This window comes from Actinomadura sp. NPDC000600 (assembly GCF_040492135.1).
Lineage (GTDB): Bacteria > Actinomycetota > Actinomycetes > Streptosporangiales > Streptosporangiaceae > Spirillospora.
Genome location: NZ_JBEUPD010000001.1, coordinates 111,123 through 122,189 on the forward strand (window position 1 = coordinate 111,123; position 11,067 = coordinate 122,189).

General features: G+C 71.2%; 9 protein-coding genes. 6 read left to right on the forward strand and 3 right to left on the reverse strand.

Annotated features, from left to right (window positions below; all coding sequences use genetic code 11):
* Positions 1-39: 39 nt before the first annotated feature.
* The 5 genes from ABWI07_RS00455 (at position 40) to ABWI07_RS00475 (ending at position 5,452) form a co-directional block, all read left to right on the forward strand.
* Complete coding sequence (locus ABWI07_RS00455; RefSeq protein WP_500206188.1) at positions 40-945, forward strand: OB-fold domain-containing protein; 906 nt, start codon at positions 40-42, stop codon at positions 943-945.
* Complete coding sequence (locus ABWI07_RS00460; protein ID WP_353817219.1) at positions 945-1,985, forward strand: thiolase family protein; 1,041 nt, start codon at positions 945-947, stop codon at positions 1,983-1,985. Before ABWI07_RS00455 ends, ABWI07_RS00460 begins: the two co-directional genes overlap by 1 nt.
* Entirely contained in the window at positions 1,978-3,135 is a 1,158-nt protein-coding gene (locus ABWI07_RS00465; RefSeq protein ID WP_149259253.1) for a thiolase family protein, read from the forward strand. The genes ABWI07_RS00460 and ABWI07_RS00465 overlap by 8 nt, the downstream gene beginning before the upstream one ends.
* A gap of 18 nt (positions 3,136-3,153) precedes the next feature.
* A complete protein-coding gene (locus ABWI07_RS00470) occupies positions 3,154-4,722 on the forward strand; it encodes an acyl-CoA synthetase (protein WP_149259254.1) in 1,569 nt (522 codons plus the stop codon).
* 259 nt (positions 4,723-4,981) lie between these two features.
* Positions 4,982-5,452 carry a MarR family winged helix-turn-helix transcriptional regulator gene (locus ABWI07_RS00475; protein WP_200841846.1) on the forward strand — a complete coding sequence of 157 codons (471 nt, stop codon included), beginning with the start codon at positions 4,982-4,984 and terminating at the stop codon, positions 5,450-5,452.
* 36 nt (positions 5,453-5,488) lie between these two features.
* On the opposite strand, the gene ABWI07_RS00480 is transcribed toward ABWI07_RS00475, so the two are convergent.
* Positions 5,489-6,208 (reverse strand): hypothetical protein, encoded by a 720-nt coding sequence (locus tag ABWI07_RS00480; RefSeq protein WP_149259255.1) that lies wholly within the window; start codon positions 6,206-6,208, stop codon positions 5,489-5,491.
* A gap of 34 nt (positions 6,209-6,242) precedes the next feature.
* The gene (locus ABWI07_RS00485) at positions 6,243-8,474 is read right to left on the reverse strand and encodes a hypothetical protein (protein ID WP_353817220.1); all 2,232 of its coding nucleotides are present in this window, start codon (positions 8,472-8,474) and stop codon (positions 6,243-6,245) included.
* Between the two features lie 575 nt (positions 8,475-9,049).
* Here ABWI07_RS00485 and ABWI07_RS00490 point away from each other — a divergent pair.
* Entirely contained in the window at positions 9,050-10,453 is a 1,404-nt protein-coding gene (locus ABWI07_RS00490) for an HNH endonuclease signature motif containing protein (protein ID WP_353817221.1), read from the forward strand.
* 184 nt (positions 10,454-10,637) lie between these two features.
* On the opposite strand, the gene ABWI07_RS00495 is transcribed toward ABWI07_RS00490, so the two are convergent.
* Positions 10,638-10,901, reverse strand: coding sequence for a hypothetical protein (locus ABWI07_RS00495; protein WP_160160903.1), 264 nt, complete (start codon positions 10,899-10,901; stop codon positions 10,638-10,640).
* Positions 10,902-11,067: the final 166 nt, after the last annotated feature.

Below are 11,067 nucleotides of genomic sequence, written 5' to 3' on the forward strand. Positions count from 1 at the left end.
GCGCAGGCAGCCACCGCGCAGTCTGAGCCGAACCACGTCCTGGAGTTCCCGGGCGGCTACACGCGCTCGGTCGGCCCGGTGATCGGCCGCTTCTTCAGCGAGCTGCGCGACGGCCGGCTGGTCGGCGTGCGGACGGCGGACGGCAGGGTCCTCGTCCCGCCGTCGGAGTACGACCCGGAGACCGGCGAGGACGTGACGGACGAGTTCGTCGAGGTCGGCCCGGTCGGGACGGTCACGACCTGGTCGTGGGTGGCGCACCCGGCGAAGGAGCACCCGCTGGACCGCCCGTTCGCCTGGGCGCTGATCCGGCCGGACGGCGCCGACACCGCGCTCCTGCACGCCCTCGACCTCGGCGTCTTCGAGCAGGGCGCGAAACCGCCGAAGTTCCTCAAGACGGGCATGCGGGTCCGCCCCCGGTGGCGGGCCGAGCGCACGGGCGGGATCGGCGACATCGAGTGCTTCCAGCCCGAGGTCACGATGATCAACGCGCCGACGCGGCTGGAGTACCGGCTGAAGGGCGGCCAGGCTCTGCGGCGCTTCCTGGAGGGCATGTCCGAAGGCCGGATCCTCGGCCACCGCTGCCCGGTGTGCGAGCAGGTCATCGTCCCGATGAAGGGGCTGTGCCCGCGCGACGGCGTCCCCACCGCCGAGGAGGTGGAGCTGCCCGACACCGGCACCGTCACCACCTTCGCGGTCAACAACATCCCCGACCCGCGCGCGCCCGAGGTGCCGTTCGTGTCCGCCTACGTCCTGCTGGACGGCGCGGGCCTGACGATGCTGACGCTCGTGGCGGGCATCCCGGCCGACCAGGTGCGGATGGGCATGCGGGTGAAGGCGGCGTGGCGGCCCCGGGAGGAGTGGGAGCGGTCGATGAGCAACATCAAGTGGTTCGAGCCCATCGACGAGCCCGACGTCCCCTTCGAAGAGATCAAGGACTTCATGTGATGCCTCGTCCCGTAGCCGTGGTCGCGTTCGCGCAGACCGAGCACAGCGGTGAGGACCGGGGGACGGCCGAGATCGAGATCCTCGCCCCCGTCATCACCGAGATCAAGGAGCGGACGGGCCAGAAGCAGTTCGGCTTCACCTGCTCCGGGTCCTGCGACTACCTCGCCGGCGCGCCGTTCGCGTTCGTGTCGGCGCTGGACGCCCTCGGCGCGTGGCCGCCGATCTCCGAGAGCCACGTCGAGATGGACGCGGCCTGGGCGCTGTACGAGGCGTGGGTGAAGCTCCAGCACGGCGACATCGACACCGCGCTCGTGTACGGGTTCGGGAAGTCGTCGCAGGGCAACCTCCGGGCCGTCCTCACCCAGCAGCTCGACCCGTACCACCTGGCGCCGCTCGGCATCGACGCGGTGTCCCTGGCCGCGCTCCAGGCCCGCGCCTACATGGAGCGGTCGGGTACGAAGGAGGACGACCTGCGCGCCGTCGCGGCGCGGTCCCGCGAGGCCGGACGCGGCAACCCGTTCGCGCTGCACCTGCCCGAGCCGGACGGCGACGACTACGACGTCGCCCCGCTGCACCCCTACGACGTCGCGCCCATCACCGACGGCGCCGCCGCGATCGTCCTCGCCGCGGGCGACCGGGCCCGCGAGCTGTGCGAGCGCCCGGCGTGGATCACCGGGATCGACCACCGCACCGAGGCGCACGCGCCGGGCGTCCGCGACCTGAGCCGCTCGGAGTCGGCGCGCCTCGCGGGCGAGAAGGCGGGCGCGACCGGGATCGAGGTCGCCGAGTTGCACGCGCAGTACACGCACGAGGAGCTGATGCTCCGGGAGGCGCTCGGCCTGGGCGAGGACGTGGCGGTCAACCCGTCTGGCGGGCCGCTGTCGGCGAACCCGATGATGGCCGCCGGCCTCATCCGGATCGGCGAGGCCGCCTCCCGCATCCACGACGGGTCGGCGTCCCGCGCGCTCGGGCACGCCTCGTCCGGCCCCTGCCTCCAGCAGAACCTCGTCTGCGTCCTGTCGGGAGAGAACCATGGCTAACCGTTGCGCGATCATCGGCGTCGGGCAGACGGCGTACAAGACCAAGCGGCTGGACGTGTCGATGGCGGGGCTGCTGCGCGAGGCGGCCCGGCGGGCGCTGGAGGACGCGCAGCTCACCTGGAAGGACATCGACGCGGTCGTCGTCGGCAAGGCCCCCGACCTGTTCGAGGGCGTGATGATGCCGGAGACGTTCCTCGCCGAGGCGCTCGGCGCGACCGGCAAGCCGATCATGCGGGTGCACACCGCGGGGTCGGTCGGGGGCTCCACGGCCATCGTCGCGGCGGGCCTGATCCAGGGCGGCGTGCACGACCGCGTCCTCACGATCGCGTGGGAGAAGCAGTCGGAGTCGAACGCGACGTGGGCGCTGACCGTGAACTCGCCGTTCACGACGTCGCTGGTCGTGGGCGCGGGCGGCTACTTCGCGCCGCACATCCGCGCCTACATGCGCCGGTCGGGCGCCCCCGACCACATCGGGACGCTCGTCGCGGTCAAGGACCGGCAGAACGCGCTGAAGAACCCGTACGCGCACCTGAAGATCCCCGGCATCTCCCGCGAGATGGTCGAGTCGACGCCCATGCTGTGGGAGCCGATCCGCTACCTGGAGACGTGCCCGTCGTCCGACGGCGCGTGCGCGATGGTTCTGGCCTCGGAGGACGCGGCGAAGAAGGCGCCCGCCCCGCCCGCGTGGGTGCACGGCACGTCGATGCGCTCGGAGCCGATGCAGTTCGCGGGGCGCGACACCGTGAGCCCGCAGGGCGGCAAGGACGCGGCGGCGGACGTGTACCGGCAGGCCGGCATCTCCGACCCGCGCCGCGAACTCGACTGCGCCGAGGTGTACGTCCCGTTCTCCTGGTACGAGCCGATGTGGCTGGAGAACCTCGGGTTCTGCGGCGAGAGCGAGGGCTGGAAGCTCACCGAGGCGGGCGCGACGGCACTGGACGGCGACATCCCGTGGAACCCGTCCGGCGGCGTCCTGTCGTCCAACCCGATCGGGGCGTCCGGGATGATCCGGTTCGCCGAGGCGGCGCTGCAGGTGCGCGGCCAGGCGGGCGAGCACCAGGTGGACGGCGCGCGGCGCGCGCTCGGCCACGCCTACGGCGGCGGAGCCCAGTTCTTCGCCATGTGGATCGTCGGCAGCGACAAACCCTGATTCCCGGAGGTCCGTCCGATGGAGTTCAACCACGCTGACCTGTTCGAGGGTGTCGCGGACGCGATCGGGGACCGCCTCGCCCTGGTGTGCGGCGACCGGCGGCTCACCTACGCCGAGCTGGACGAGCACGCGAACCGCCTCGCGCACCATCTGGCGGACGCGGGGGTGCGCCCCGGCCAGCACGTCGCCGTCCAGCTCTACAACGGCGTCGAGTACGCCGCCGCGCTGCTGGCCGCGCTGAAGATCCGGGCCGTGCCCATCAACGTCAACTACCGGTACGTGGAGAGCGAGCTGCTCTACGTGTACCGGGACTCCGACAGCGTCGCGCTGCTGTACGACGTGGAGTTCGAGGACCGCGTCGCGGCGACCGTCCCGGACGCGCCCGAGCTGCGGCACCTCGTCGCGGTGGGCGGCACGCCGTCCATCCCGGGGGCGGTCGCCTACGACGAGGCCTTGAAGGACGCCTCCGGAGCGCGCGGCTTCCCGGCGCGTTCCAAGGACGACGTCTACATCATCTACACCGGCGGGACGACCGGGATGCCCAAGGGCGTCATGTGGACGACCGAGCAGATGCTGCTCGCGTTCTGGAACCCGACGTACCCGCGCCCGACCAGGCCGGAGGACGTGGTCGACAACGCCCGCAACGGCGGGCCGATGACCATGATGCCGATCGCGCCGCTCATGCACGGCGCCGCCCAGATGGCCACCTGGATCGCCTGGTTCATGGGCGCGACGCTCGTCTACACGCGCAAGTTCGACGCGGCCGACGTGTGGCGGACGATCGAGCGCGAGAAGGTCAACTCGGTGACGATCACCGGGGACGCGATGGCGATCCCGATGGCCGAGGAGCTGGCGCGCGGGGACTACGACACCTCGTCCCTGCTGGCCTACGTCTCGACCGGCGCGATCTTCACCGGGACGGTCCGGGACCGCATCCAGAAGCTGCTGCCGAACACGATGATCCTGGACCGCTTCGGCTCCACCGAGTCGGGCTCGACGGCCGAGGCGGTCGCCGGGTCCACCCCGGAGAAGGGCCTGCGGTTCGCGCCGGACGTGGAGAACGTCACCGTCCTGGACGACGCGTTCCAGCCCGTCAAGCCGGGCTCCGGTGTGATCGGCCAGGTCGCCCGCACCGGCTACATCGCGCAGGGCTACTACAACGACCCGGAGAAGACCGCCAGGACGTTCCCCGTGGTGGACGGCAAGCGCTGGCTCCTCACCGGCGACATCGCGACCGTGGAGGAGGACGGCTCGATCGCCGTGTACGGCCGCGGCTCGCAGGCCATCAACACCGGCGGCGAGAAGGTGTTCCCGGAGGAGGTCGAGGCCGTCCTCAAGGGCCACCCGGGCGTCTACGACGCGGTCGTGACGGGCATCCCGGACGAGCGCTGGGGGAACCGCGTCGCGGCGGTGATCCAGCCCTCCGGGGAACGTCCGTCCGATGCGGAGCTGGACGAGCACTGCCGCAGGGAGCTGTCGGGCTACAAGGTGCCGCGCGTCTACGCGTTCGTCGCGGAGATGAAGCGATCCCCGGCCGGCAAGGCCGACTACCGCTGGGCGAAGCAGGTCGCGGAGGAGGCCAGGTAGCGGCGGGCGCCGGACAGAGGTCGGCCCCGAACCTTCGTGGGATCCGGGGCCAGGAGCGGACCTCTGTTAGTGGTCCTAACAAAGACCAGCGTAGGGGCCGTCCGGGTGTGGTGGGATCATTGACGCGTGTCGGCTGCGCCACACGCCGTCGCCGTCCCGCCTGGTCCCCTCCCGGGCGGGGTCGGTAGAATCTCCCTCAGAGAGTCGCTCTTGAAATGAGTGTCTCTATATGAGAGAAAAAGGGAGAGAGGTCTCAGGCGTGTCGACCCCGGAACGCGACCGGATGGCGGGCGAGCTGCAGATGGCGATGCAGCGCAGCACGATGTTCACGGTGCTGCTGCACCATGCCACCGCGAGCAAGGCGGGCATGAACGTCACCGACGCGCAGTGCGTCAACGCGCTGACGCTGGACGGCCCCCAGACCCCCGGCCAGCTCGCGCAGCTCATGGGCATCACGACCGGCGGCGCGATCACCGCCGTCATCGACCGCCTGGAGCGCGCCGGCTACGTCCGCCGCACCCGCGACCCCGACGACCGCCGCCGCGTGATCGTCGAACTGGTCGAGGAGAACGTCGCCCAGTTCGCCCGCTACTTCGAACCCATAGGCCGCGCCTTCCGCGACCGCCTGGACACCTACACCGACGAGCAGATCGCCCTCCTCCTCGACTGGATCCGCCACAACAACGAGACGATGCCGGCCGTAATAGAGGAAATCCGCAAACTCCCCTGACGAGCCAGAAGCAGTCGGTGTGCCACGGCGCCTTTTCTAGGCCCGTGGGATATGGAGCCACGCGTCGGCTGAATACTCCTTGGTGGTGAAGTCGACGCGCTGGAAGGCCGCCGGATCGATGCCGGGGTAGCCGTTCGGCACGGTCTCCTCGTAGAAGTGGCGGGACAGCAGAGCCGCCGCCGGGACGGACTCCGGTGCCTGCGCGAGGGCCGTGCGAAGCGGTGCGGCGTCGAGCAGCCGGGCGAGGATCTCCAGCGGACGGCCGGTGGCCGTACCCATGTCATCTATGGCGACATCTCCGGCATGGAGGGCCACCCTGAGCCGGATCTGCGTCAGCGGCCGGGATTGGACGTTGTGGGCGCGGAGGCGGTTCGCGAGGTCCTGGAGCAGCGGATACACCATCCGGCTCTTCGGAGTGTCGCCGGGGGCCGCGACCCTGAAACCGTCGCCCAGGTCATCGACCCGGCACCGCTCCCAGTCGATCCCGCTCTCGTTGAACGACGCGCGGAGCAGGGACAGGAGCGCCTTCCTGATGGCCTCCTGCGCGGCGGCGCCGCGACCTGCCGAACGCTCGATGTCGACCACCAGGAGCGGCCGGTGCGCCGGCGGCTGGGCGGCCGGAGCCGCAGGCGCGCTGCGCTCGGTGCCGCCTCCACCGGCTTGCCGCACGTCGACGATGGCGTGGTCGCCGACGACCACCGGGCCGGCCACGCTTCCGCCGATCTTCAAGGAATGCCCGCCATCGGACCTCGCCATGGAAACCTCCGCACTGATCGGGTCGCTTTCGTGACTAGTTCGAGGGCATGCGTGTCCATCGCCCGCAAATAAAGCATTCGAAGCTGGGGACTTGGGAAGTCGCTGTGACGTTTGCCGTAGAGCCGTCCGGGGTGACGACTATCGTGAGCGTCGCCGTCCCCAGCACAGAGCCAGTGCATCGTCTGTCGTGCACTGGTACCTGGGCGTGGTAGGAACCGCCGCTGCCGGTGATGTTCAGATCTCCGTCACACCGGGATTTGATGAGGTATGAGTCCCCGCCGGTGGCGGCGACCGTTACCGGTCCTTGGCCGGTGTTCCAGTTTCCCGCGAGCCCGGTCGGCTCCGACGGACCGCCCTGCCGCGTGATCACTTGGGAGGCGACGTTCACGACCGCCGCGCCGATGACCAGTGCCACCACGAGGCCGACGAGGGCGGCGGTCTTTGCGGCCAGGCCCGCACCGACGACCGTTGACGCCAGGCCTCCGGCGGCACCCGACACCGCCGTCCCGGCGGCCGCAGACCCGTGGGTCGCAACTCCCGCCGCGGTATGGGGCATGGCACCGGCGGCACTTGCATTGGTCGCCGCCGCGCCGGCGGGAAGGCTCGGCAGGGTTGGAACGGGAGCGGGCGGTGGCGGGCCGGGCGCCAGGCTCGCCATATGCGAGGCGGGTGATGGCGCGGCCCCTGGCATCGCACTGGAGCCATGCCCTGCCAAAGAGCTGTGTGCAGTCATGGAGTGATGCGCTGCTACGGGATCGTGCCCTGCCGGGGAGTTGTGCCCGGCAGGGGCATTGTGCCCGGCCAGGGAGTTCTGCCCTGCGAGGGAGTCGGGCGTCGCCCCGGGGGCGACCGGAGGCGGGGTGGAAGGCGATGGCAGGAACGGGGCGACGTGCTGGGCGGCGGCCGTCCCGTGCTCATTGCCGAGGACCCGCCATAGCTGGAAGGCCGCGCCGATCAGCATGGCCGCGACGACCCGGCGCCCGCGGAGCAGGCTGCGGACCCCCTCCTCGTGCAGGAAGTACGCCTTGGCGCCCTCGTCTCCTGCAGCCTCCGCCGCCTTGTAGCCGAGGCCCAGCATCCGGGCCCACGCGTCGAGCCGCCGCGAGCGCGCCAGCAACGGCTCCGCCGCCCGGGCCAGCCGTACGGCGGCGTCCGGTCGACCGGCCGACAGCGTCAGCTCCACCGCGCGTTCCAGGACCCTGCTGCGGACGGCCACCTGGTCGGGTGTGGTGCCGGGCCGGTTCAGCCACGTGGCGTAGTAGTGCCAGATCTGATCCGCGGGGAAGGGCGCGGGCCGCAGCTGAACGATCAGCGGGAAGACGTCGGGGAGGCACCGGTAGCCGCCCTCCTCGGCGGTGGCGAGCCCGAGGCGGACCAACCGGTCGCACAGTTCGGCCGCGTCCGCTCTGCCGGTGAGCCCGCGGACGTCGGAGGCGTCCACGGCGGCGCCGAACGTCGCCAGCAGATGCAGCGCGTTGGTCGCCGGCTCGTCCAACCGGCCGAGGACCAGGGGGATCAGCTCGGCCACGTGTCCTGGGCGAGGCAGCCGGATATCGGCGTCCTCCGCGGCCCGGGCAAGCGCGGCGGCGCGCAGCAGGGGTAACGGCCGGCCTCCCGCGACGTCGCACAGGGCGACGGCCGTTGCCTCCTCACTGGGAGGCAGCGTGCCCAGTTCTCGCGCGAGCAGTTCCATGCCCGTGGTTCGAGCGAGTCCACCGAGCTCCAGCGCGAAACCGTCGTCCCCCAGCAGGACCCTCTGGTGACCGGTGAAGACGAGTGTCGCGTCTGGGGCGCTGTCGGCCAGAGCGATGATCTGGTCACGTGTGAGGTCGGCGTTGTCGAGGTAGACGGTCACCGCGACACCGGCCATCAGGCGGCGCAGTTCCGCGGCGGACGGCACGTAGCCACCGGTCTCGTAGCACGCCTCGAAGATCTCTTGGGCGAGGTCGTCGGTCTCGCGGTACCGGGCGTCGAGGTAGACCACCCCGGCTCCCTCCGTCTCCGACGCCACGTGCCGGATCAGGGTGCTCGTGCCGATGCCCGGCGGACCGTAGACCTGGATCAGCCCCCCGTCCCCGACCGCCCGGCACAGGGCCGCAACTTCGGCGGATCGCCCCAGCGGCACCGGCCGCCGCCGCGGCAGCAGCCGTATCGCCTCGCGCCGGATTGGCGCGGGGCGCTCCCGCTCGGTGACCATCCGGACCGTCGAGCCGTACCTCGCGTCGACGACCAGGGCGTAGTCGCCCACCACCACCGGGCCGTCCACGTCGCCCTCGATGCTGACCTGGTACCTCGGACCGCCTGAACCCCGTCCGCGATCGTTCGCACTCTCGTCCAACCCGGTCTCACCACCCGAGAAGCGTCCGGAACCACACGCGTGCCTGGCGGCCGTCCACATCCCGGCGACGGGCGCCCAACGACCAAGGGCCACTCTTCCACCGGCGGCCGCCACAACATGTGTCTACAGACGCAGATGTCTATTTGATCTGACCCTCCGTACGTCCGACCGAGAAACCCGTGGTCAGGGGTGATGTGGTCGTGGAGGACGGCCGTCCGGGTTGTCGGGACGTCAGTGAAGAGGCGGCCGGGTCGGTGCCTTGGTTCAGGACGACAGTGCGGAGCATCCCGGAGACGGCGTCGGCGGCCTTGCCGGTGCCCTGGTCAGGGCGCAGATGCTCGTTGGCCCCCACCTCGTACGGGCCGCAGGGCCCTCGGCCTCGCGGGTCAGATGCCCGCTTCGTCGGTCTCCGCCTATCCGGGTGGCGACAGTATTGAGCCCCTCGACGGGACTCGATTCGATTATTTGTTCGATATACTCTGTGTATGTGTTCGGTCACGGATATGGATCTCGGTGCGGCGTCCACCCAGGAACTGGTGAACGCCGCCGCCGCGATCGCCGCCGAACTCGCTACCCGTCCCGCGCCCGAATCACCTGCCGCATGCATGGAACTCGCCGAGACGTTAGCGGCGGCGTCGGACGCCCATGAGGCCGCGTTGGCCGGGTTCGTCGCCCGCGTGGACGCGGCGAGTGAGACGCGCCGCTGGGGGTTCCCCTCCACCCAGGCGTGGCTGCGGTCGCGGCTGGGCATGCGCGATGCCCGCGCCAAGGAGCGCGTCACCCTGGCCCGCCAGCTCCACCGGCTTCCCGAGGTGACCGCGCTGCTTGCCGCGGGCGAGTTGTCCTACGGATACGCCTCCACCGTGGCCGACGCCGTCACCCGCTTGGATGACGACGACTGCGCGAAGGCCGAGACTCTGCTGCTGGAGATGGTGGGGCAGGGGTTCTCGGCGGGGAAGGTGGCGGCGTTCGGGCGGCGTATCCGGGAGGTGATCGCCGAGCGCGACGGGCGCGAGCGGCCGCCCGAGGAGGTGCAGCGCGGGTACGAGCGGTCCTGGATCGACTCCACCCGCTCGCTGGACGGCGGCCGCTACATCAAGGGCTGGCTGAACGCCGAGGACGCCGCCGTCTGGGACGGCACGCTGGGCCCGCTGGCCAAGCCGGCCGGGCCCGACGACCACCGCGACCTGCCCGAGCGCACCGCCGCCGCACTGAGCAGCGTGCTGTCGGGCGGGCACAAGGCCACCAAGGTCACCGTCATATGCGACCTGGACACCCTCACCGGCGGCCACGCACCCGCCCGCCTCACCGACGGGACACCGATCCCCGCGCCCCAAGCCCGCCGCATCGCCCTGGCCGCCGGAGTCTCACCCCTCCTGCTGGGGAACGGGAACGCGCCGCTGTATCTGGGGCACAAGGTCCGCTTCGCCACCGCCGCCCAACGCCAAGTTCTGGAGAGCCTGTACTCGACCTGCGCGGTGCGGGGCTGCGAGGTGCCCGGGACGCTGTGCGAGGTCGACCACGTCAACGGATGGGCCCTGGGCGACAGCCCCACCGACATCGACCAACTCGCCCTGTGCTGCGGATGGCACAACCGCTACAAACACACCCACCCCCAACACATCCACACCACCCACGACCCCGCCACCGGCCGCTACACCTACCGACTCCACCCACCCGGCACACCAACAACCCACCCACCCACCACCAACCCACGAACAGCCGAGCCGCAACGAGTCGAGCCGCAACGAGTCGAGCCGCAACGAGTCGAGCCGCAACGAGTCGAGCCGCGGACCGTCGACCTGGGGAGCGCGGAGATGGGGAGCGCGGACCTGGGGAGCGCGGAGATGGGAACCGTCGGCCCGCGACCAACCGGGGCATTTACCACCTTCGGTCGGGCCGCCTAACGTGGGCAACTATTTCGGTAGAGGCCTGAGGGCGCGCCGATCCTGGTCCGGTCGGTTCGATTTCCCGGGGATCGGAGAAGGTGCCGGCAGGGCGGTTGATTTCTCACGACCGGCTTCCTGCGCTCAGCGGCTCCACGTTGGGCTGTGTGTCGTTCGCTGCGCCCGGGGGCGAGGTCCGTTGCGGCTACCGGGCCGCCGGCGGTGAGGGGCCTCTGCGGCCCCAGGCGGGCATGCTGTTCGCCGACAGGACGAGGCCGGAGAGCGTCGCGGTCGGTGAGTCGTGCATCTTGCGGTCCCGCCTGGTCCGCTCTTCGGTGGCCATCGCCTGCACCTGCGTCCGCCAGCGCGCCTCCTCGGCGGCGGCGTGCTCCTCGGACGGGCGGCGCAGCACGATATCGACGAGCGCGGTCACCCTGTGAAAGACGGGCCGCACCACGAGCAGCGACATGGCGGCGCCGCCGTACTCGCAGGTCGCTTGGCGCTGCGGTCGGCGGCGCGGCTGCCAGCGCGGTGCGGCTGCTGGCGATGCGGCTGCCAGTGCGGGGGCCGCTGGCGGTGCGGGTGCCGGTGCTGGGGGTGGAGCGGGCACTGGCGCTGTGGGTGCGGTGCCGGTG

Bases quoted from the DNA above. Each gene is read 5' to 3' on its own strand.
- ABWI07_RS00460 (WP_353817219.1), top strand. From the start codon at position 945: ATGCCTCGTCCCGTAGCCGTGGTCGCGTTCGCGCAGACCGAGCACAGC.
- ABWI07_RS00465 (WP_149259253.1), top strand. From the start codon at position 1,978: ATGGCTAACCGTTGCGCGATCATCGGCGTCGGGCAGACGGCGTACAAG.
- ABWI07_RS00470 (WP_149259254.1), top strand. From the start codon at position 3,154: ATGGAGTTCAACCACGCTGACCTGTTCGAGGGTGTCGCGGACGCGATC.
- ABWI07_RS00480 (WP_149259255.1), bottom strand. From the start codon at position 6,208: ATGGCGAGGTCCGATGGCGGGCATTCCTTGAAGATCGGCGGAAGCGTG.
- ABWI07_RS00490 (WP_353817221.1), top strand. From the start codon at position 9,050: ATGGATCTCGGTGCGGCGTCCACCCAGGAACTGGTGAACGCCGCCGCC.
- ABWI07_RS00495 (WP_160160903.1), bottom strand. From the start codon at position 10,901: ATGTCGCTGCTCGTGGTGCGGCCCGTCTTTCACAGGGTGACCGCGCTC.